The 21223-nt window shown below is 61.0% G+C and carries 17 protein-coding genes; 11 read left to right on the forward strand and 6 right to left on the reverse strand.

The genetic code is table 11. The features are described from left to right. Position 1 precedes the first annotated feature (1 nt). A complete protein-coding gene (locus GLL_RS21780) occupies positions 2–1114 on the reverse strand; it encodes a hypothetical protein (protein ID WP_231848272.1) in 1113 nt (370 codons plus the stop codon). Between the two features lie 458 nt (positions 1115–1572). Between GLL_RS21780 and GLL_RS21785 the strand changes: the two genes are divergently transcribed. From GLL_RS21785 to GLL_RS21795, 3 genes are all read left to right on the forward strand, one after another. Further along, positions 1573–2676, forward strand: a complete 1104-nt coding sequence (locus GLL_RS21785) for a hypothetical protein (RefSeq protein ID WP_164929478.1) — start codon at positions 1573–1575, stop codon at positions 2674–2676. Between the two features lie 71 nt (positions 2677–2747). After that, positions 2748–3866: a hypothetical protein gene (locus tag GLL_RS21790; protein ID WP_011144217.1), complete on the forward strand. Its 1119-nt coding sequence runs from the start codon at positions 2748–2750 to the stop codon at positions 3864–3866. A gap of 36 nt (positions 3867–3902) precedes the next feature. After that, positions 3903–5060, forward strand: coding sequence for a hypothetical protein (locus GLL_RS21795; protein WP_011144218.1), 1158 nt, complete (start codon positions 3903–3905; stop codon positions 5058–5060). Between the two features lie 51 nt (positions 5061–5111). Here the strand turns inward: GLL_RS21795 and GLL_RS21800 are convergent, their stop codons facing one another. After that, positions 5112–6278 carry a hypothetical protein gene (locus GLL_RS21800; protein WP_164929479.1) on the reverse strand — a complete coding sequence of 389 codons (1167 nt, stop codon included), beginning with the start codon at positions 6276–6278 and terminating at the stop codon, positions 5112–5114. 399 nt (positions 6279–6677) lie between these two features. Between GLL_RS21800 and uvrA the strand changes: the two genes are divergently transcribed. Then, positions 6678–9623: an excinuclease ABC subunit UvrA gene (uvrA, locus tag GLL_RS21805; protein ID WP_011144220.1), complete on the forward strand. Its 2946-nt coding sequence runs from the start codon at positions 6678–6680 to the stop codon at positions 9621–9623. Positions 9624–9679: 56 nt separating this feature from the next. Further along, positions 9680–11008, forward strand: coding sequence for an O-antigen ligase family protein (locus GLL_RS21810; protein ID WP_164929480.1), 1329 nt, complete (start codon positions 9680–9682; stop codon positions 11006–11008). On the opposite strand, the gene GLL_RS21815 is transcribed toward GLL_RS21810, so the two are convergent. Then, positions 10996–11268: a hypothetical protein gene (locus tag GLL_RS21815; protein ID WP_164929481.1), complete on the reverse strand. Its 273-nt coding sequence runs from the start codon at positions 11266–11268 to the stop codon at positions 10996–10998. The genes GLL_RS21810 and GLL_RS21815 overlap by 13 nt on opposite strands. A gap of 459 nt (positions 11269–11727) precedes the next feature. Here GLL_RS21815 and GLL_RS21820 point away from each other — a divergent pair, with 459 nt between their 5' ends. Together GLL_RS21820 and GLL_RS21825 are read left to right on the forward strand one after the other, a co-directional pair. Beyond that, a complete protein-coding gene (locus GLL_RS21820; RefSeq protein ID WP_164929482.1) occupies positions 11728–11961 on the forward strand; it encodes a CopG family ribbon-helix-helix protein in 234 nt (77 codons plus the stop codon). Next, positions 11949–12239: a type II toxin-antitoxin system RelE/ParE family toxin gene (locus GLL_RS21825; protein WP_011144224.1), complete on the forward strand. Its 291-nt coding sequence runs from the start codon at positions 11949–11951 to the stop codon at positions 12237–12239. Before GLL_RS21820 ends, GLL_RS21825 begins: the two co-directional genes overlap by 13 nt. 19 nt (positions 12240–12258) lie before the next feature. Here the strand turns inward: GLL_RS21825 and GLL_RS21830 are convergent, their stop codons facing one another. Both GLL_RS21830 and GLL_RS21835 read right to left on the reverse strand, forming a co-directional pair. Then, positions 12259–13800 (reverse strand): B12-binding domain-containing radical SAM protein, encoded by a 1542-nt coding sequence (locus tag GLL_RS21830; RefSeq protein ID WP_011144225.1) that lies wholly within the window; start codon positions 13798–13800, stop codon positions 12259–12261. 197 nt (positions 13801–13997) lie between these two features. After that, positions 13998–15482 carry a hypothetical protein gene (locus GLL_RS21835; protein WP_164929483.1) on the reverse strand — a complete coding sequence of 495 codons (1485 nt, stop codon included), beginning with the start codon at positions 15480–15482 and terminating at the stop codon, positions 13998–14000. Positions 15483–15518: 36 nt separating this feature from the next. Between GLL_RS21835 and nfi the strand changes: the two genes are divergently transcribed. Then, complete coding sequence (gene nfi, locus GLL_RS21840; protein WP_231848273.1) at positions 15519–16223, forward strand: deoxyribonuclease V; 705 nt, start codon at positions 15519–15521, stop codon at positions 16221–16223. Here the strand turns inward: nfi and GLL_RS21845 are convergent. After that, the gene (locus GLL_RS21845; RefSeq protein WP_011144228.1) at positions 16198–17850 is read right to left on the reverse strand and encodes a glycosyltransferase family 39 protein; all 1653 of its coding nucleotides are present in this window, start codon (positions 17848–17850) and stop codon (positions 16198–16200) included. The genes nfi and GLL_RS21845 overlap by 26 nt on opposite strands. Before the next feature lie 181 nt (positions 17851–18031). Here GLL_RS21845 and GLL_RS21850 point away from each other — a divergent pair, with 181 nt between their 5' ends. From GLL_RS21850 to GLL_RS21860, 3 genes are all read left to right on the forward strand, one after another. Continuing rightward, complete coding sequence (locus GLL_RS21850) at positions 18032–19924, forward strand: GtrA family protein (RefSeq protein WP_164929484.1); 1893 nt, start codon at positions 18032–18034, stop codon at positions 19922–19924. A 108-nt stretch (positions 19925–20032) separates the two neighbouring features. After that, the gene (locus tag GLL_RS21855) at positions 20033–20545 is read left to right on the forward strand and encodes a DUF2808 domain-containing protein (RefSeq protein WP_011144230.1); all 513 of its coding nucleotides are present in this window, start codon (positions 20033–20035) and stop codon (positions 20543–20545) included. A gap of 7 nt (positions 20546–20552) precedes the next feature. Then, positions 20553–21221 (forward strand): YqiA/YcfP family alpha/beta fold hydrolase, encoded by a 669-nt coding sequence (locus tag GLL_RS21860; protein WP_011144231.1) that lies wholly within the window; start codon positions 20553–20555, stop codon positions 21219–21221. Positions 21222–21223 lie beyond the last annotated feature (2 nt).

Raw genomic sequence — 21223 nt, forward strand, 5'->3', positions numbered from 1 at the left:
TTTACTGCTTCGGACCGAGCCCGGTGTCGCAGCGGTAGATCAGTGGAAAAGAGCCGCCCTCCGGCTTTGCCGCGTAGTAAAGAAAAGGACCGAGGTCGGTGACGTAGACCTCTGGATCTTTGCGCACCTTTTCGCTCGGGTCGCTGCACTGGCGAAAATTGGGCGCAGCAGGGTCGATTCCGGAAAGCCAAATGTCGGAAGGCAGATCCTTGTTGGTGGACAGCGGATTGTCCGAGGTGACCATGAACAGGTACGATTTGCCGTTGTGCTTGAGAAATTCAGGCGACTGGATAAACTTGCCCTTCGACGGCGGCTTCACCGAGTAAACCTTGCTCCAGGCCCCGTTTACCTTGCGGTAGACCCCAAGGCTGCTCTCATTGATGAGAGTGAAAAAAAGATACTCTTCTGCGTATTCGGGCGCCTGCCACATAAAGATGCTTTCTTTGGGACCGTTGTCAAAGGTCAACTGTTCGCGCACTTTGGTGTCGACATCGTACAAAAACGCCTGACGCACGCCGTCCACTACAGCGCTGTAGGTCAACGCCCGCCGCCCTTCCACCCAGCGCAGGCCCTGCACGTCGTCGCCGGGGACCAACCCTTCGCTGCCGGAATCGTCAAGATTGCGCCATTTGGTGAGAATGTCGGTGGTAGCCTGCTGGGTCGTTCGTTGCAAGTAAGAGATGCGCGGGACGCTATCACCCCGATCCAGGCTGCCGATGGGCGCAAAGCGGTTGTTGCCGAACGGGAGCACGCTGGAGACCCACACCTCGCCCTCTTTGCGGGCGCGGGCCAGCACCCGCCCGGATGTGGCGGTCGCCACCGTGTACACGATCTGAGGCCCGTACTCCTTCTCGAACACCCACTCCGGGCCGTTGCCCACCTCGTTGGGCACCGTCAGCGCACCTTCGCCCACCAGTACCGCCGCTCCGTTGGGAGGCACAAAATTGCCCGTTGCCCGATCGACGTAGCCGATGAAGACGCGGCCGTCCTGAGCGATCCAGGTGAAGCGGTCGCCCGCCTGATCGAACTCCGGATCAAACAGCCGCACAGTTGGATCGGAGACAATCACATCTTCGACCAGTTCCTGGGCGTAACCCGTGGACAGCCATGACAAAACGCCCCACACCGCGGCGAGTACCGCCGGGATCCGACGGGGGGACCAGCGCAGTCCGCGATTGGATAAACGGCCCGGGAACGTCGGAAAGCAACGATTCTGTGTGCCCTGATACATGCTTGACCGTTCTCGTTGAAAGTCTGTATTTCATCAACATAAACCGTCGCTCGGCAAGGGCGAAGAAAAATCTTGTAAAGATCTTGCGGCGGATGCAAACAGCGGCTCGCCGTGAAGCGGCAGGACTTTCCTGACCCCGTGAGGAATTTTGCGCGTCTGTAATATACTCACTTTGGTTGTCCATCGGCGGGAAACCGGGCGTCTCATGCACTGAATTTCCTGAGCTCGCCGACAACCCGTTCACCATTGCCTGGAGAAACTACGCCCTCACGATTCACCGTATTTGTCAACCCTACGGCACCTTCTCGATGCTGAATACTTTCTACAAATTGCCGGCTATTGTGTCACTATCTTTCGCGATCTTCTGCGGTACTAGCCTACACAAAACTGCATTTGCCCAGTTCGTACCGACCGACATATTAATTACCGAAGCACCGATTATCGACCCGGAATTCGACCAGGCCAACGCCCGCTTCACCTGGGTCGACAGCGCAGGCGACGTTTGGATCGGCAATGTTGATGCGCAGACGGGCAACTTCGACCCCCTCGACGGTAAAAGCATCGCAGTGGACACCGGGGCAGTACCCGTTGAAGTGATCGGCAACGGCCCGGAGTGGGTCTTTACCAGTGCCGGTCCGCAGATTGTCTACACCAAGTTCGACAATAGCCGCTACGCCCTCGGCCGCGCCCTTCAGCAGAACGGTGTCTGGATCGGGGGGTTTTTGGAGAACGGCCAGGGTCGCTTCGGACCGATAGGCAGTCTTGATCGCAGCGATCCGGCCCCGCGCATCTCCTATATCGGCCGCGATGAGAACCGCAAACAGGTGACTTTTTGGCGAGGGCTCGACGAACCGTCCACCGAAGAGGTAATCCCCGGTTCCCAACCGCCGGGCGGGCGCTGGGTCGACGGCAAGCGGGCTCTGGTGCTCACCGAAAGAGTCGGCAGCGGGCGGCAGGGGTTTATGTACGACGTCGATGCCGGTGTGCTCGAACAGCTCACCTTTGATGCCGGCATCAAAAAAGCCATCTTCATGTGGCAGGCACCCGAGTACGGCAACGAGTACCTCTTCTTTACACTGATTGACGAAAAAGAGATTGGCATCTATCGCAAGATCGACGGAGTTTGGACGAAGATCAACACGGTGAAGCCGCCGTCGACAGGCAATTTTCTCTGGTCGCCGGAACTGCTGGTGTACGAGGGAAAATCCTACATCTTTATGGTCGCTTCGACCAGCCGGGATCAGGCAAGTAAGACGGTTCCCACGGACATCTGGCTGGCGGGGATCGATCCGGAGGCCCCCTTCTACCGGCAACTGAGCGATGCGACCAGCCGGGTGCGCAAAGATCCGGAGGTCTTCGTCACCGACGATGGTCCGATGATTTACTACCTAGCCTTTCTCACGCCGCTCACCTCGGCTATCTACCGGTGCGAGACCGGGCTTTGACCCCACTGGCACCGCTTTGCGCCTGCAATCCGTTGGGTTGACAACCTTTTTGCGATGGGAGGAATTCCTCAATGTGCACTCGGCAATGCGTCGGAACTGCTCTGGCGCTTTTCCTGGCAACCCTGGCGTGGGCACCCGCCGCCCTGCCCGCACCGCTCGACGTTCAGGTCTCTGAACTCGGCGTGATCGACCCGGAGTTTGATTCGCTTGCGGCCCGCTTCACCTGGGTGGACACCTTCGGAAGCGTCTGGATCGGCCATGTGGACCCGGCTACGGGTGACTTCGTTCCCCGCTCGGGTCAAAGCGTGCTGGTGGATACCGGGGCGGTACCCCTCGGCGCGGTCGTCAACGGTCCGGAATGGGTCTACAGCGCTTCCGGGCCACAAATCGTCTTTACAAAATATGATCAGGCCCGGCGCAGGGCGATCGCCCGAGCCCGAGCCGGTGCAGAGGGCTGGCGCAGCGAAGTGCTCCAGGGTGGCAGCAACCGTTTTCAGCCCATCGGCAGCCTCGACAGAAGTGATCCCCAACCCCGCATTGCCTACACCGGACCACAGCAGCAAGTCCTCTGGCGGCAACTGGATGATCCGGCCAGCGAGACGGTGGTCCCCGACGCCGATCCCGGCATCCGCTGGGTTCCCGGGCGGCGGGCGATGACCTACAGCGCCGTGGTGGACGGCGGGCGCCAGGCGTTTTTGTACGATATCGACACCCAAGTGCGCGAACAACTCACCTTCGACGCCGGGGCGAAAAAAGCCGTTTACCTGTGGCAGGCGCCGGAATACAACAGTGAGTATTTACTGTTTGCCCTGGTAGACCAGAGCAGCATCGGGGTCTACCGCAAACTTGGGGAAGCTTGGAGCCGCATCGCCACACTCAAGCCACCTGCGGTAGGCAACTATCTCTTTTCACCCGAGGTGTTCGTCTACGGCGGCAAATCTTATATCTTCATGGCTACCTCCACCAGCCGGGACCAGGCGAGCAAAACGGTTCCCACGGACATCTGGCTGGCGGGGATCGAGCCGGCGGCACCCTTCTACCGGCAACTGAGCGATGCAACGCCAAGGGTCCGCAAAGATCCGGAATTTTTTCTGACTGCACAAGGTCCAGTTGTTTTTTACCTGGCCTACCTCGACCCCGAGACTACGGCAATCTTCCGCTGCAATGCCGGTCTGGGTGTTCTCCGGTAGCGCCACCTGTTTTGCACCTGCAAGAGGATAGATCCGATGCTTGTATCACTCGGTATCCCCCAGCGGTTCGCCGTGGCCCTTCTACCGGCCGTCATCGCCTGCAACGCCTGTACCCAGACATCGGCAACAGCCCAGTCCGCGACGCAGGACGTGCAAGTCTCCGAACCCGGCGTGATCGACCCGGAATTCGACCAACCCAGCGGCCGTTTTACCTGGGTCGACGCCCAGGGCAGTGTCTGGATTGGGCGGGTGGACCGGGCGAGCGGCAATTTTATCCCCCCCTCCGGCAAAGCGGTCCTCGTCGACACCGGAGCAGTGCCCGCCGACGTGGTCGGCAATGGTCCGGAGTGGGTCTACGGTCAGGCCGGCGCCCAGATCGTCTACACCAAGTACGACGAAGATGGGGGCTATGCCCTCGGCCGCGCCCGCTTCAGCGGCAAGACCTGGTCGGGGGACATTCTGGAAAACGGTACCGACCGCTTCGGCCCTTTCGGCAGCCTCGACCGCGCCGACCCGGCCCCGCGCATCTCCTACGTCGGTCGCGATCTTAGCGGCCGACTGGTGAGCTTCTGGCGCGAACTGGCCAATCCGGCGAGCGAGACGGTGGTGCCGGGAGCGACCTACCCGGGCAGCCGCTGGGTCCCCGGCCGGCGCGCCGTTGTCTTTGTTCAGGAAGCGGGCGGTGTGCGACAGGTGTTTACCTACGACATCGACCGGCAGATCTCCGAGCAACTCACCTTCGATCCGGGCCTCAAAAAGGCTCCCTTTCTCTGGCAGGCGCCGGAATTTGGCGGCGCGCTGGTGCTGCTGGCCCTTGTCGACGAGACGCACCTCGGGCTCTACCGCCGGATTCAAGGGCGCTGGACGCGCTTTGCAACCCTCAAACCCCCCTCGACGGGCGATTATCTCTGGTCGCCGGAGCCTCTGGTCCACAACGGCAAATCCTATGTGTTCATGGTCACTTCCACGTCCTCAGACTCGCAAAGCCGCACCGTTCCTACCGACATCTGGCTGGCGGGCATCGACCCGACCGCACCCTTCTATCGGCAATTGAGCGATGCGACGGCTCGGGTGCGCACCGATCCGGAAGTGTTTGTCACCGATAACGGGCCCTATATTTACTTTTTGGTCTTTCTGGACCCTGAGACTCCGGCAATTTTGCGGACCGACACCGGGCTTGGACCGTCCCAATAACAGAGCGCCCCGGTGCCTTCGTGCTCCAGGGCAAGCCGTTTGACAGCACAGCTACGGAAGAGGGGGGCCGAGTTTGGTGTCGCAGCGGTAGATCACTGCACTTTCACCGGGGGCGGGCACCGCGGAGTAGTAAAGATACGGTCCGCTTTGGGTGATAAAGACCTCGGGGTCTTTGCGGGTCTTCTCCGACGGGTCGCTGCACTGGTAATAAAAGGGTGCCGCCGAGTCGATGCCCGCCAGCCAGATGTCGGTCAGGGCCGTGCGGGTTGTCGATTGCGGGCTATTGGAGGAAGCCATAATCAAGTACGACTTGCCGTTGTACACAAACGGCTCTGGAGATTGAACAAATTTGCCCTTAGAGGGCGGTTTGACCGTGGCTATCTTGGTCCACACCCCGTCGATTTTGCGGTAGACCCCGAGGCTGCTCTCGTTGGTGAGGGCAAAGAAGATATATTCGTTGTCGAATTCCGGCGCCTGCCACATAAAGACGCTTTCTTTGGGGCCGGCATCGAAGGTGAGTTGTTCGAACACTTTGGTGTCGACATCGTACAAAAACGCCTGGCGCACGCCGTTGACCACGGCGTTGACCGTCAGCTGGCGCTTGCCGGGCACCCAGCGCAACCCCTGCACCTGCTCGCCCGGCACCCGCTCCTCGGTCTCGGCATTGTCAAGATCGCGCCACTTAAGAATCAGGGCCGAACCGTTGTTGACTACTTTGGGAAAAGAAATCCGCGGCTTCGGGTCACCCTTATCGAGGCTGCCGATCGGTCCAAAGCCATTTTTGCCATCCTCCAGAAAAGACGGCACCCACTTGCTGCCGTCCCACTTGGCCTTGGCCAGAAAGCGCACATCGTTGGCATCGAGGGCCGTGTAGGTGATTTGATCGCCGACACTGGAGTAGACCCATTCTGGACCATTGCCGACCTCGAGAGTACGCGCGGCGTCCTCTGCCACGAGGCGAAACTTGCCCGAGGGCGGATCGAAGTTGCCCGTTACCGGATCGATTTTGCCAATCCAAACTTTGCCGTCGTTGCCAGACCAAACGAAGCGGTTTTCGTCCTGGTCGAACTCCGGATCAAACAGACGGCTATCGGGGCCGGAGACGATCACGTCTTCTTCGGTGGTCTGTCCGGCAACCGGCTGGGACCAAAGCGCCGATGTCGCCGGAATTAGGGCCGCTGCCGCCAGCGGGATGCACACGCCAAGGGACCACTTCAACCAGGTTTTCGCAAGGTGCGTGTCGAGCCAAGAGGGTGCGTGTTTTATAGGCATATGTGAACTTCGTAAAACTACTAACGCCTTGATAGTCTAGGACATCTGGCAAAGAAGTCAAGCAAAGTAGCTCGGCTAACTTGCCGAATTCGCCGAGATAATCGGCGCTTTTGATGCACGGTGCGGTCCGCGGCGGTGGGATTGGCTGCCGAATCTGCCCTTGGCAGGCCATCGGGAGCCCCGCGCGCCTTTACTCGGAAACGGCCGATCGAAAGCACAGCAGCGCTCGTGAATATCCGTCCATGTCCGTGGTACATTGGACGGCACGCCCGGTTCTGTCATCGGCTTCGGCGGCGGATACCATTGGGTAGCGTTGTTCAGATTTTTGCAACCAGGGCGCAAGGGATGATGAACGGCAACGGCGGCAGAGACTGCATTCACGTCCAGGGGGCACGCCAGCACAACCTCAAAAACATTTCCCTAAAGATTCCCCGCAACCAGCTGGTGGTGATAACAGGGGTATCAGGCTCAGGCAAGTCTTCGCTGGCTTTCGACACGATCTTCGCCGAGGGGCAGCGCCGCTATGTCGAATCGCTCTCGGCCTACGCCCGCCAGTTTTTGGGCCAACTCGACAAGCCCGACGTCGATCACATCGACGGGCTGAGCCCCGCCATCTCCATCGACCAAAAATCGACCTCCCACAACCCACGCTCGACGGTGGGCACGGTCACCGAGATTTACGATTATTTGCGCCTCTTGTTCGGGCGGGCTGGCAAGCCCTTTTGTCCGGTGTGCGGTCTGCCCATCGAGCCGCAGACCATTGAGCAGATTGTCGATCAGGTGCTCGAGTTGCCGGAGGGCACGCGCTTTCAATTGCTCGCTCCGGTCGTGCGCGGCAAAAAAGGCACCCACGCCAAGCTGCTTTCGGCCCTCGCTTCGGAGGGTTTTGTGCGGGTGCGCGTCGACGGGCGCGTCCACGAACTGGGCGAAAAGATCGAGCTTGAAAAAAATCAAAGCCACACCGTCGAGATCGTCGTCGATCGGCTGGTGCGGCGCGAGGGGATCGCCGAGCGGCTGGCCGATTCGCTCGCCACCGCCCTCGAGCGTGCCGAGGGGACGGTCGTCGTCGAACTGTTGCCGCGCGACGACGAGGAGCGTGCGCGCCTGGTGGAAATTTCCCGACACCACGGCCTGCACGACAGCGAGAGCGAAGTGGGCATCGAAATGGTCTTCTCCGCCAACTACGCCTGCCCGGTACACGGCTCGGTGATGGAGGAACTCTCGCCGCGGATGTTCTCGTTCAACTCGCCCTACGGCGCCTGCCCGAGTTGTCACGGCTTGGGAGCCATCCAAGAATTCTCCCCGGATCTGGTGGTGCCCGACCCGGCCAAACCGGTGAGCGAGGCCGTTTTGCCCTGGGCGGAGTCGAGCAATCCCTACTACGGCGAATTGCTCAAGAGCCTGGGCAAGCAACTCGGTTTCTCCCCCGCCTCCCCGTGGCATCTGCTGACCCGCACCCAGCGGCAGACGATCCTCTACGGATCGGAGGAGCGGGTGTTCGTGGACGCCGAGTCGTTCTACAACAACACCCGCGGCTACTTCACCAAGTTTGAAGGGGTGATCCCGGGGCTCAAGCGCCGTCTGGCGGAGGCCACCTCCGACCGGGTCAAGCTCAAGCTTGAGCAGTACATCGTCTCCCAGCCCTGCGCCGAGTGCAAAGGCACCCGCCTCAAGCCCCAGGTGACGGCAGTCAAAATTGCGGGCCGTTCGATTCTGGAATTTACCTCGGTGCCCATCGACACCTGTCTGGGAATGCTCGACACGCTCACCCTCAGCGAGCGGCAGGCGCGCATCGCCCACGAGGTATTGCGGGAAATTCGCGCCCGGCTGCAGTTTCTGGTCGATGTCGGCCTCGAATACCTCACCCTCGATCGCTCGGCCAACACGCTTTCGGGGGGCGAAGCCCAGCGCATCCGCCTCGCCACCCAGATCGGCTCGGGGCTTACCGGGGTGCTCTACGTGCTGGACGAACCGTCGATCGGCCTGCACCAGCGCGACAACGAGCGGCTGTTGCGCACGCTATTCAGGCTGCGCTCCCTGGACAACACGCTTCTGGTCGTCGAGCACGACGAGGATACGATGCGCGCCGCCGATCATTTAATCGACATCGGCCCCGGTGCCGGAGTCCATGGCGGCCGGGTGGTGGCCCAGGGAACCGTCGAGGACATCGTGACTTGCCCCGAGTCGATCACCGGCGCGTACCTCTCGGGCAGGCGGCGCATCGAGACCCCCGCCGCCCGCCGCTGCGGCAACGGTCTGAGCCTTTCCATGCGGGGCGCGTCGCGCAACAATTTGCGCTCGGTCGACGTCGAAATTCCGTTGGGCAAATTCGTCTGTGTCACCGGTGTGTCCGGCTCCGGCAAATCGACGCTCATCAACGAAATTCTCTACCCCTACCTCAAGCACCACTTCGGCCGCACCAGCCCCCGGCCGGTGGGCGTCGAAGCGGTCGAGGGCGTCGCCCACCTCGACAAGGTGATCGTCATCGACCAGTCGCCCATCGGCCGCACGCCGCGCTCGAATCCGGCCACCTACACCGGGGCTTTCGACGCCATTCGCGAAATCTTTTCGATGACCATCGAAGCGAAGGCTCGCGGCTACGAGCCGGGCCGCTTCTCCTTTAACGTCAAGGGCGGGCGGTGCGAGGCGTGCAAGGGCGAAGGCGTCAACGTCATCGCCATGAACTTTCTGCCCGATGTCTATGTGCAGTGCGATGTCTGCAAGGGCAAGCGCTACAACCGCGAGACCCTCCAGGTCAAATACAAAAACAAAACGATCGCCGATGTCTTGGAGATGACCGTCGAGGAAGCCTGCCAGTTTTTTGAGAACATCCCCAAGGCGATCAACAAGCTGGAGACGCTCCGGCAGGTGGGGCTCGACTACATTCGCCTCGGACAGCCCGCCCCGACCCTCTCGGGGGGCGAAGCGCAGCGCATCAAACTGGCCACCGAACTGTCGCGCCGCTCGACGGGCAAGACGCTGTATCTGCTCGACGAACCGAGCACGGGTCTATCATTTTACGACGTGCACAAATTGCTCGACGTGCTCGTGAAGCTGGTGGATACCGGCAATACCGTGGTCGTCATCGAACACAATCTGGATATGCTGCGCGTGTGCGACTGGATTATCGACCTCGGTCCGGAAGGGGGCCGCAAGGGCGGCCAGATCGTGGCCACCGGCACCCCGGAGCAGGTGGCGGGGGTTGAAGATTCCTACACCGGCCAATTTCTGCGCCGCGTGCTGGAGCACGCGCCAGGGATTCTGGTCGGCTCGGAGGCGGCCCAGCAATAGGACGCAGCCAGCAGCGAGATATTTGCTATTCTGAGCCCAGCTTGAAGATGATTCGGATGCTCAGAACGGTTGGCTGTCTGCTGGCGGCACTCTACTGCTTCGTGTGGCTGCGGATTCCCGAGGACGTGTTGGGGGTGGTGCTGCCGATTCAGCGCCTGGTGGGCTGGCTCGGGCTGGTGGTTGTGCTTGCGGCACTGCTGTTCAATGTCGCTCCCGGGCCGGGGCGGCTCGCCCGGGGATACCTGGGGGCTGTGGTGTTGTTTGTGGTCTATCTGGGCGTGGACTTTTTGTTGCGATTTTTGGGCAATCCGGACGTGTTCAACGCCTACTTCGATCTGCCCCTGTTCGCTTCGGATATAGCAAAATATCTTGCCTCGTTTGCCTCGGCCTATGTGGTCTATTTCACCCTGCGCCGCCATTCGCAAATTGAGAATACGCTCATTCGGCTGCTGTTGCTTTCAGGAGGTCTTTCAATCGCGGCGGCCTATGGTTTCCTATTTCTCTATTTCCAGGGTTTTACGACGGACAACGAAGTGCTTGCCCACCCCTTCGGCGGTTACCTGGGAGTATGGGAAACCGGCGGTGCGCTGCCCCGGTTGGCGGGGACTACTGCCGAACCGCAGCAGTTTGCAATCGTCTTTTTGACGCCGCTGCTATTGATGCTTACAAGACGCTATATCGGGCGTTTTTGGCCGATTGCTCTGTTGGGAGCGGCGGCCCTGGCCATCTCTCAATCCAAATTTTCGATCGTCTCAATTTTGCTGGTGTTACTCTATCTGTTCTGGGTCTACCAGCGCTTTCGGGTGGGCATTGTCTTGGGGGCCGCGGTGCTGCTTCCGCCTCTGGGCTACTACATCGCTACACTTCCTACCTTTAGCGATACCTTTGACGATCTATTGGTGAGCGGCGCGGTCGTCGAGCGTGCCTCGAACGCAGGCAATCTGGTGTCGATTATTCTTGCGAATTTGTTCACGGGGATCGGTGCCGGGCAGTACGGACCGTTCGTCGGTTATGTGGCCATGGGCAACAAGGATTTTCTGCCGAAGACTTACTATCCCAACTTCGATTTTCTGAAGATTTTTGCAGAGACCGGCTTGATCGGCTTCGGGCTGGTCGTGGCAATGCTTGCGCGCTTGTTCGGCAACTTTTTCCGGGCACTGGCGCTTATGGACGACGAGCAGCGGGAGCGCCTGCTTGCTCTGCTGTTGGGCGCTATCGGGATTGTGCTCAATATGTTCATCGGCTACGAATTTCTGCACGTCTTCTTCTGGGTGAACATCGGCTTTTTGATGTTCCTGGCTGAAAGGGCGTTCGAATCGACCGAGCCCGCAACGAAAGACCCGAGCGGGGTCGAGCCGAATGCCGTGGGTGCCTACCGCGTCTGAGGGTCCGGTTTATTGGCTTGCGGCGCAAAGAACCGAGCAATCTCGATCGATACCAATCCCAAGGTAATCGCCGCTTTGTCGTCCAACACCTGCTGCTCGCCATAACCATGGGCACCAAAACGGCAATAACAGAAGCCAGGCTTTGTAAGCCGGATGAGATTCGGCGGCTTTGAGAGATGCGATTGCGCGTCTTGCCTGATCCATTTTCTCCAGATATTGCGCAGGCAGTAATGAAGTCCCACGGTGCGCACTTCACCCAAAATACTGGAGACATCCCATGTCCAACCGTCCTGCTAGGGCGCGGGTGCGGGCACAGGAGTCCTGAAGGCCTGTGAAGACGAACCGGCAGCAGCAGAGCAGATTTCACCGGCCGGCGGTTTTATGGCCGATGGCCGTCAAGCCACGCAGTTTCGGCAGCTCCTCGCTGCTGACCAGCACCAGCCGGCTGTTGCTGAAGAGATGGACAAGATACCGAGCCCAAGGGCGAGGGCCGAGCAAACACCGACAAGGCCAATTTGGAGGTGGTAAGCTGCATGGCTTGAACTCCTTGTACAACGCTTTCACAAGGGACTGTGCAAACCGGGGTGCGTTTGGATCAAAATCTAGAGAACTATTTTCGGGGGTTTGCGCTGCAGGCCAGTCATCCAAACGACTGGGAAAGACTGCATTCTGTGCTATCGTGTGCGAACAAAAAATACGTCGTAGCACGGAGAGCTGGCGTGTCGAAGCACATTTCTTTTCGCATCGACGACGACAAACTTGTCGAGCTTGATGCCATCGCCAGGCGTGAGGAGCGGGACCGCTCCTTCATCATCAATCGGCTGATCGAAGATTACCTGGCGCGGGAGCGCCATTGGGAGCGACGCATCCGCGAGGCCATGGCCGCTGCGGATCGTGGCGAGTTTGCCACGCCCGAACAAGTCCAGGCCGAGTTCGACAAATGGCGGGAGTAGCCATTTTTTGGGCTCCCACGGCTCTTGAGGATCTTGCGGCACTGCGGGCCAACTACCCCGCGTCGTACCCCGAAGTCAAGTCCAAAGCCCTCTCTCGGTTGGAAGCCGTGCTCGGCAACCTCGCCGTCTTTCCCGACATGGGCAGGCCCGGGAGCATAGAAGGCACCAGAGAGTTCGCCATCTCCGGTACTCCCTTTGTCCTTGTCTACAGGCGGGAGCCGCAACGCCTGGTCGTCCTTGCCGTCCGCGACGGACGGATGGACCCGCAAGCGCAATAACTTGGGTCCAAAAAAATCCTCAGCGCCCTGCCGTGGCCAGGGTGCGATCCATCTGGGTGCGGATCTGGCCGCGAATTTCCTCGCGGAACTCGAAAAAGTGCTCGCCGTGGGCGCACACCGTCAGGTACGGCCCCAACGCCTGGGGGTTGCGCTGCAGGAGGCTCCACAACTGCGACCAAAACAATACGCGCGTCTCGGGGCGCTGCACTCCCTGCAGCCAGATGATCTTGAGCAGGCCGCGCAGTTCGGGTAAATCGGGCATTTTGAAGGGGCGTTTGCCCTTGGGCATGCCCAGGTCGAGAGCGTGGCGGTAGCAGCGGCGCATGAAGCGCGCCGGTTCGTACAACTCCCAAAAGGCTTCCACGTATTCTTCGGCAATTTGCTCGATCGGGCGGGTGGGCCGGAAATTCATCAAAGTGCTCTGGTTCATGCCGGTGCCCATGGCCACCAGCCGGTTTTCCTTTTCAAGGCGGCTCCAAAGCGCAGTACCGGGCAGGGCCTGCAGCATGCTGAACATCGCGTCGGGAATGGCGGTCTGCTCGACAAAGCGGATGATCCGGCCGCCCGCCCCGGCTTTTTCGTTGTCGAAGCCGATGATGAACCCGGCCAAAAGTCTCAGCCCCGCCCGGGTGATCTTCAGGCACGATTCGCCGAGGGGTTTGCGGTTGTTTTGGAATTTTTGGGTGAGGGTGAGGCTCTCCTCGTCGGGGGTCTCAATGCCCAAAAACACCGAGTCGAAGCCCGCCTCGACCATCAGTTCGAGCAACTCGTCGTCTTCGGCCAGATTGATCGAGGCCTCGGTGGTAAAGCGAAAAGGAAATCCGCGCTCCTGCATCCAGGGGGCAAGTTGCTTGAGCATGAGCTTGACGTTGCGCTGGTTGCCGATGAAGTTGTCGTCGACGACGAACACCGAGCGGTTCCATCCGAGATCGACCAGCGCCTGCAGTTCGGCGAGCAGCTGCTCGGGGGTCTTGGTGCGCGGCTTGCGGCCGTAGAGCACGATAATGTCGCAAAATTCGCACTGAAACGGACAGCCACGCGAGAACTGCACCGACATCGAATCGTAAGCGTCCAGTTCCAATAAATCGAAGCGCGGCACCGGGGTGAGGGTGACATCGGGCTTCTCGGCGGCCCGGAACACCCCGCTCCCCTCGCCCCCGGCCAGGGCCGCCAGAAACTTCGGAATGGTCAACTCGCCTTCGTCAAGCACCAGATAGTCGGCTCCCGCTTCGAGCGCATCCTCGGGAATCGAGGTCGGGTAGGGACCGCCCACCGCCACCTTGACTCCCCGGCGCACCGCTTCGCGGATCAGGTGCAAAAAATCGTCCTTCTGCACCATCATCGCCGAGATGATCGCCAGGTCCGCCCAGGCCCAATCCGCCTCGCTCTCAAAGCGAACGTTGCGATCTACCAGACGAAAGTTCCACTCCTGCGGCAGCATCGCCGCCACCGTCACCAACCCCAAAGGCGGCAACAACACCTTGCGACCGATCAGCTTGAGCACTCGCTCGAAGGACCAGAAGGTTTTGGGAAAAATGGGCGAGAACAAAAGCACGTTCATGACTAACCGGGCTGCAAGAATGGGTAACAGTATATCAGACAATGGATTGGATATACTGTCTGAATGGGCTGATACTCTCTATAGAGGGGAAGGGAGCAATGCAAAAATGCGGTTTTTATCAGCTTCCTTCGCGCGTGATTGGGGTTAGAAGCGTTAAATACAGACATGCAGTTCGCATCGATTGATCCGAGATGGGTTCAGTCGGCTGTCGGCCCCTCCAGCAGTCGCGCGGCGATCAGGCGGGCTTCGAGATCGCGGCGGCGGGCGATTTCGGCCCTCAGCAACACCTGCAGACGATTGACCAATTGGGCAAGTTTTTGGGCTTCGCGGGCGCTGTAGCGGGCGGGCGGATCAAAGACCGGTTGCAGGGGACCCCAATCCGGATCGAGCGCTACCGGCGAGGCCGCCTGCCGGACCGCCGGGGAGTAAACGGTATTACCCGGAGCGATCGAGGTTTTGCCCAGCACGCGGTTGTCCAAGAAATGGTTGTCGCCGTTTTGGCCCCGGCAACTGAGATCGCCCGTAATCACGTTGAAGGCGTAATGGCCGTGGGTGGCAGCATCGATAGCCAGTGAGGCCAGGGTGCAACTGGTGATGTACACCCCGAGACCCGTGCCGCCCTGCTGGTTGACTGCGACACGGCCCAGATCGCAGTGGCTGAAGCGCTGATTGGCTGCTCCCGGATAATCGAGGCGCACATCGCCGACCACTGAGTTGACGACTTTGAAGCCGGGCCGCACGGCGTTGCTGTAGAGGTTGCCCACGCCGGCGCAATTGGAGATAAGCGAACCTGCCACGATATTGGGGGTCGGGTGGCGGATCCCGCAGAGGCTGCGGGAGTTGGCAAAGGTGGCGACCCCGTAGCCGGTGAAGACAAAGCCTGTCTTGAAACCTACCAGCGCCATACCCTCGAACTGAAAGTCGCCCCCCTCGGCGCGCAGAAATTCAAATTGGCCTTGTTGTTTGGCTTCGCGCACCTCCCCGTGCACCTGGGAAAAAAAAATCCCGATCGGGCCGTTGCCCACCCCCAGACGCACCGAGATATAGGGCGAGACGCGGTTGTTTTCGCACTGCAGCGCGTTGAAGCGCAGCATATTGCAGGCGTCGCCCGGGACCGCACTGTTGGTCAGGTGCAATGCCGAATAGAGCGTCTGGGCCGGATCGGCGGGATCGCCCGCGCTGCGACCGCAATCTTGAATATTCAGGTTGCGAAATTCGCCGTCCTGGCACTTGTCGATGAGCAGCCCGGCGCCGTCGAAGCGGTTGACAGCGACATCGGTGCAGAGCGCATAGGCGATCTGCTTGAGGTGGATGCCGTGGCAGCGGGCGGGGCCGCCCCGGTGGCTCCCCTGCAACTGGAGGTGTTCGAGCACGATCCCCCAGGAGAAGCCCTCTGCATTGGCGAAGTATTCGAGGGCGCCGCGATCGGCGTAAGTGTCGGGCAGGTCGCACAGGATAATGGAGTAGGCGTTGCTCGGCCCAGCGATGCGCACGGTGCTTCCGCGCGTTAGCGAAGCCGGGACGACCAGCGGCCGGGTGATCCGCCAGTATCCTCCGGGTATACAAAGGTTCGTCCAGCCGTCTGCGAGTGCTTTTTGCAACACCTGCCAGTTGTCGAACTTGCCGTCGCCCACGCAGCCGAACCGGCGGATGTCGGTCGCCTCTTCTTTGAAAGTTTCCAAGTGTCTGTCCCGAACGAACCCGACTCGAGTTTAGCCATGCATTCCTGGAATCTTACGCCTCAACAGGCGATCGAAGTGCAAAAACAACTGGCCGTCCAGACCGTCCGCACGGGCAACCCCGAGGGGGTGCAACGCGTCGCCGGTGTGGATGTGAGCTTTAACCCCCGCGAGCCGAAAGCTCTAGTGCACGCGGTGGTGGTGGTGCTGAGCTATCCGGGCCTGGAGGTGGTCGACCGGCAGGCGGTGAGTGCGGCGGTCGATTTTCCCTACATTCCGGGATTGTTGAGCTTTCGGGAGGCGCCACCGATTCTTGCCGCCATCGGCCAACTGTCCCAGAAGCCGGACCTGGTGATCGTGGATGGCCACGGCTACGCCCACCCGCGCCGTCTGGGGATCGCTTCCCACCTGGGTCTGTTTCTCGATTTGCCCACGATCGGCTGCGCCAAATCGATCCTGGTGGGCCGTGCGGATGGGGATCTGGCCGAAGCGGCCGGTTCGCTCACGGACCTGCTCTGGCGCGGCGAAGTGGTGGGGCGAGCCGTGCGCACCCGCAGCCGCGTGCAGCCGGTCTATGTCTCCCCCGGACACCGCCTGGGTCTGGACAGTGCCGTCGAATGGGTGCTGCGCTGCTGCCGCGGGTACCGTTTGCCGGAGCCGACCCGCCAGGCCCACAACTACAGCAACCTGGTGCGCAAGGCGCGCCAGCCCATCAGCCTCAACGGCCTGAGCGGCGCAAAATAAAGACTTCCTGGACGCCGACGGGCATCCAGCGCTCGACACGGTGCCGCTCGTAGATGGTGTAGCCGTCGATGGGTCCGAAAGCAAAGACAAATTCGTCACGGTCCACCCACCACCAGCTCTTTCCCGGCTGGGCACGGTACTTCGAGTCGTACAGATACCAGCCGTTGAACTCGAAGCCGCCGTCGGTATTGGTGGGACTGAGCCGACCCTCCGCCATCGCCGAGCGCAACACCTGCCAGCGCACCCGGTTCCAGGCCAGGTAGTCGTGGGTGGTCGCAGCGGCAAACACCCCGTAGCCCAAAATCAGCGCCAGGGCGACCCTGAAGAGGGCACCGGGCACAGCCCGCGGCGGCGGTACGCGGGCGAAGATCATGACAAGCGGGAAAAAGTACAGCAAATAGCGATCGTAGGAAGCGGTGCGCGGGGCAATCAGCACGAAGTAGAGCGCGATGCCCACCCAGGCGAAGACAAGGCGCCATCGCTCGCTCCGGTCGCAGCCGGCGGCCACAAAGGCAATCAGTCCTGCCCCGAGTGCGCCGAGCGTCGTGACGGCGAGCCAGAGACCCACCGGGGCCGTCGGGATGTGGGGTAGCCAGAGGGTAAAAGTGTCCTTGAGAATCGGAAAGCCGGCACCGCAATCGTAGAGCACCCCACCAAAAATCTGGGGAATCAGGGCGTCGCGCAGCGAAGTCTTGCCGGCGGCGGCGATGGCCACCATCGCCGCTGCAAACAATCCTCCCGCCCCGGCGGCCCAGCATTTTTCCCGCCCCGCCAGTTGCCGCCAGCGGCCGGCGGCGACCGGGATGAGCCAGGGCACCAGAAACAGCCCCACGTAGAGCGCCGCTTGCGCCAGCGAACGGACCGAGCGGCCCAGACCCTCCGCACTCAGGAGCATCCGCACCAGTTCGCCCGCCTGCTCGCTATAGGTCTGGGGCAACCGCCCGGTAGCGGCAAGCCAACCCTGGTAGATTGCCAGAGTTATCATTACAGCCGCCGCAGGCCATGCCGCCTTGAGCAGCGAACCTACCCGCAGACCGTGCTTGACCAGGTAGCCCGCGGCAAAAGCAAGCGGCAACGCCAGGGCAAACTGGCGCGTCAGCACCGCGGCGCAGGCGAATAACGTTCCTAGGACAACGCTCAGGCTCGAACCTGTGCGGATCCCCCGGATGAACAGCCAGATGGCGGGGGTGCAGAAGGCGTAGAAGGGCACGTCGGTCATGAACGTGAAGGCCAGATCTACGTAAATTGGGTTGACCGTCAGCAGCAGCGCCCCGAGCAAGGCGAGCGGCGGCCCGGCTCCCAGTTCACGCCCCAGGGCGTAGGTAGAGGCTGCCCCCACCCAGGCGAGCACGAGCGTCGATAAGCGCAGCGCCGTGAAGGAAAAACCGCCGGGCAGGCAAAATAGCGACCCCCACAGCACCTGGGCGATCTGGCTGGCGGGTGCCCAGTCGGTAAGCTGCAAATCCCCTTGGTCCAGAATCGACTGCACGGCCTTGGCGTAGGCCCAGTCGTCGTTGAGGGGAAAGTTCCCCACGGGATTGACCAGCAGAGCGAGGAGGCACCAGACGAGGGCGAGCCCGACGATTGCCGCAACGTCTTTCCAGCTGGGGAGGATTGTCCGAGCCACGCTTGCACCTGTGCCGTTTCCGAAAAGTCTACAGGCTCATCAATGCAGGGGAGGCCGGTGGCCGCTCCGGGGCGATCGCGTTAGCGTGGTTGGAAACTTGTGCGCACCTGCAAATCCGTCGGGCGCATTGCAGCCTACCACCTGCCGCGCCGCACCCTTTGCCGCTTTGAGATTAGCCGCCATGTCCCAATTCGACCAGGGTTCCGCACCCGTTTATGTCCTGGGGGGCGGGCCGGCGGGCCTTGCCGCCGCCTATACGCTCACCAAATTGGGCTACCCCGTCGTGGTCGTCGAGCGCGACCACTGCGTGGGCGGATTGGCCCGGAGTATCGAACACAAAGGCTTTATTCTCGATTACGGTCCGCACCGCTTTTTCACCAAGCTCGCCCCTGTGCTCGCTTTCTGGGATGAGGTGCTCGGATCCGAGCAGGTAACCGTCAACCGGCTGACACGCATTTACTACGGCGGCAAATATTTTTCTTATCCGCTCAAGGCTTTCGAGGCGCTTTTCTCGCTGGGGTTTGTCGAAAGCGCCCGCATCGTGTTGTCCTACGCCCTGGCCCAACTGTTTCCGAACCGCCGGCCCAAGCATTTTGCCGAGTGGGTGAGCGCCCGCTTCGGCAGGCGGCTGTTTGAAATTTTCTTCGAGGGTTATACCGAAAAGCTCTGGGGCATCAAATGCACCGAGATTTCGGCAGACTGGGCGGCCCAGCGCATCAAGGGACTTTCGCTGCTGAAGGCCGTCCGTAACGCCCTTTTGGGCAACGACGGCAAGGTCAAAAGCCTCATCGATCAGTTTCAATTCCCGCGCCTGGGTTCGGGGCAGCTTTACGAGCGCACCGCCGACTACCTGACCGGTCACGGTCAGACAGTTTTGCTCGACACCGAGGTAGTCGGCTTGCACCGGTCCGGCGAACAGGTTACCGCCCTTACCCTCAAGGACCGCCACAGCGGCCGGGAGGCGGTGGTCGAGTGCTCCGCCGTCATATCTTCGATTCCGCTGTCGTTGCTTGTCCAGCAGCTGGAACCGGCCGCCCCCCCGGAGGTGCTCTCGGCGGCCCGTTCGCTGAAATTTCGCAACACGGTGCTGGTGTATTTGTTCGTCGAGGGCGGCAATCTCTTTCCGGACAACTGGCTCTACATCAACGATCCGACCGTCGAGTTGGGGCGGGTGACCAATTTTGCCAACTGGTCGCAGGATATGCTGGGCGATCGGACTTTGACACCGCTGTGTTGCGAATATTGGTGCCAGTTCGACGGCACTTGGAAGATGGCCGATCACGAATTGCTCGCCCGTGCCGAGCGCGACTTGCGCCGGATCGGCTTGATGGGCAAACAAAAGGTCGCGGACGGTTTTGTCGTTCGCTTGCCGCGCACCTATCCGATCTACGCCGGCAATTACAAGCAGGCCCTGGCCACCATCCAGGACTATCTGGGCCGGTTTGCCAATTTGCAGGCGGTGGGCCGCTACGGAGCCTTCAAGTACAACAACCAGGATCACAGTTTGCTGATGGGTATCCTCGCCGCTGAGAATGTCGCAAATCCCGGCAAGCACGATCTCTGGTCGGTCAACTCCGACAGCGAATATCAAGAAGAAGCCAAATCCGGCGAGAAAACGACCCCGGCCCCCCAGGGGCCGGTGACCCAGGGGCCGAAACTACCCGAGCCCATCGCCAAACTCGGCTCCCAGATGGGGGGATACCTGATCACGGGCGGTCTGGCAACGGTGGTGGACGTGGCGGTGTTTTCGGCCCTCACCCAAATCGGCCTCTGGTACGTGGCGGCGCTGTGCGTCAGTTTCTTCGGGGGGCTTACCACCAACTTCGTTCTGAGCCGGCGCTTCGTGTTCGGTGTCTACTGGAACAACTGGCGCTGGCAATTCGTGGTCTTCGCCACCGTCGCCCTCAACAGCCTGCTGGCCAACCTGGGGCTGTTGCAACTGCTCATCAACGACGTGCAGATGGACGCGACCTTGGCCCGGCTGATCAGCGCCGCCTGTGTGGCACTCTTGAGCTTCACAGGCCATAAACTCTATTCGTTTGCCAACCACGAGCGGGCGCTCAGCGCGGATTAGGCAGAGGGTTTTGGCCGCTGCGGACGGTGTTGAACCTGTGCAGCAGCCTGAGGCTTCTCGCTAAAACCAGCTAAAATAGCCCTCGGACAAAGTAAGGAGAAGCATCCCGTGCTGAAGCGTTTGCTCCGCTGGTTGGTGGCGGCAAGTTTGGTTCTGGCGGCAGGGGTGTCACCAGGACAGGCGCAGTCGGGCTTCTGCCTGGTGGGCTGCGCGCAGGACGCCGACCTCATCCTCAACTACAAAGTCGAGGACCGCTCCCACGATTACACCTCCGACCGCTATTTCCTGTGGATCAAACCCCAAAAAATCGCCGTGCGCGAGGTGCAGGTTATTGCCGGTCCTGATTTCGATGGCCAGTTCAACACCAAGTTTGTCGAAGTGGCCTCTCGCACCTCCGGCAAGTCCTACACGGTCGAGGATGTGAACTGGGATCGGGATCTGCGCGCCTTGACCGTGGTGCTGGCCGGCCCGATTCCCGCCTCCGAAGAAATCCAACTCGTGCTGAGCCAGGTGGTCAACCCGAGCAGCGAAGGCATCTACAAACTCAACGCCCGCGTTCTGGGCACCGAACCCAACCCGATCTACCGCTACGTGGGCACCTGGGCCATCACCATCGAGTAGGCGCGCCATGCACCTGGTCTACCTGCACGGCTTCGCCTCCGGCCCCAATTCCACCAAGGGCAGCTTCCTGAAGCGGCGGCTTGCCGAATTTGGATACGATCTGCACCAACCGGATCTCAACGCCCCCGCCTTTGAGGCGATGACCATCAGTTCACAACTGGCGGTGATTGCGCGCACCCTCGAAGGTCTGACAGGACCGGTCACCTTGTTGGGTTCAAGCATGGGGGGACTGCTGGCAGTGCTGCAGGCGACGCGCGATCCGCGCATCGAACGGCTGGTTTTGATGGCCCCGGCTTTCGGTTTTGCCCGGCGGTGGCAGGAGCGGCTCGGGGCGGCGGCGGTGGCCGAATGGCGCCGCAGCGGCAAGCTCGCGGTTTATCACTATGCCTACCGCCGCGAGTGCCGGCTCGGCTTCGAGATGCTCACCGACGCCCTCGGATACGACGAAGTGCAACCGCGCCGACCGGTGCCGACCCTGATCTTGCACGGTCGGCGCGACGAAGTGGTGGACTTCGAACTCAGCCGCGCCTTTGCCGCCTCCCGGCCCAACGTCGCTTTGCGCCCCTACGATACCGATCACGCCATGATCGATGTCCTGGAGCCGATGTGGCAGGAAATCCGGGGCTTTTTAAAGCTCGAACGGCAGGGCGGATACCCTGCCGTTCGCAGCAGTTAAAT

It is taken from the genome of Gloeobacter violaceus PCC 7421, assembly GCF_000011385.1.
In the GTDB taxonomy this organism is placed as follows: Bacteria; Cyanobacteriota; Cyanobacteriia; order Gloeobacterales; family Gloeobacteraceae; genus Gloeobacter; species Gloeobacter violaceus.

Bases quoted from the DNA above. Each gene is read 5' to 3' on its own strand.
- GLL_RS21795 (WP_011144218.1), top strand. From the start codon at position 3,903: ATGCTTGTATCACTCGGTATCCCCCAGCGGTTCGCCGTGGCCCTTCTA.
- GLL_RS21860 (WP_011144231.1), top strand. From the start codon at position 20,553: ATGCACCTGGTCTACCTGCACGGCTTCGCCTCCGGCCCCAATTCCACC.
- GLL_RS21830 (WP_011144225.1), bottom strand. From the start codon at position 13,800: ATGAACGTGCTTTTGTTCTCGCCCATTTTTCCCAAAACCTTCTGGTCC.
- GLL_RS21850 (WP_164929484.1), top strand. From the start codon at position 18,032: ATGTCCCAATTCGACCAGGGTTCCGCACCCGTTTATGTCCTGGGGGGC.
- nfi (WP_231848273.1), top strand. From the start codon at position 15,519: ATGCATTCCTGGAATCTTACGCCTCAACAGGCGATCGAAGTGCAAAAA.
- GLL_RS21790 (WP_011144217.1), top strand. From the start codon at position 2,748: ATGTGCACTCGGCAATGCGTCGGAACTGCTCTGGCGCTTTTCCTGGCA.
- GLL_RS21825 (WP_011144224.1), top strand. From the start codon at position 11,949: ATGGCGGGAGTAGCCATTTTTTGGGCTCCCACGGCTCTTGAGGATCTT.
- GLL_RS21810 (WP_164929480.1), top strand. From the start codon at position 9,680: ATGCTCAGAACGGTTGGCTGTCTGCTGGCGGCACTCTACTGCTTCGTG.
- uvrA (WP_011144220.1), top strand. From the start codon at position 6,678: ATGATGAACGGCAACGGCGGCAGAGACTGCATTCACGTCCAGGGGGCA.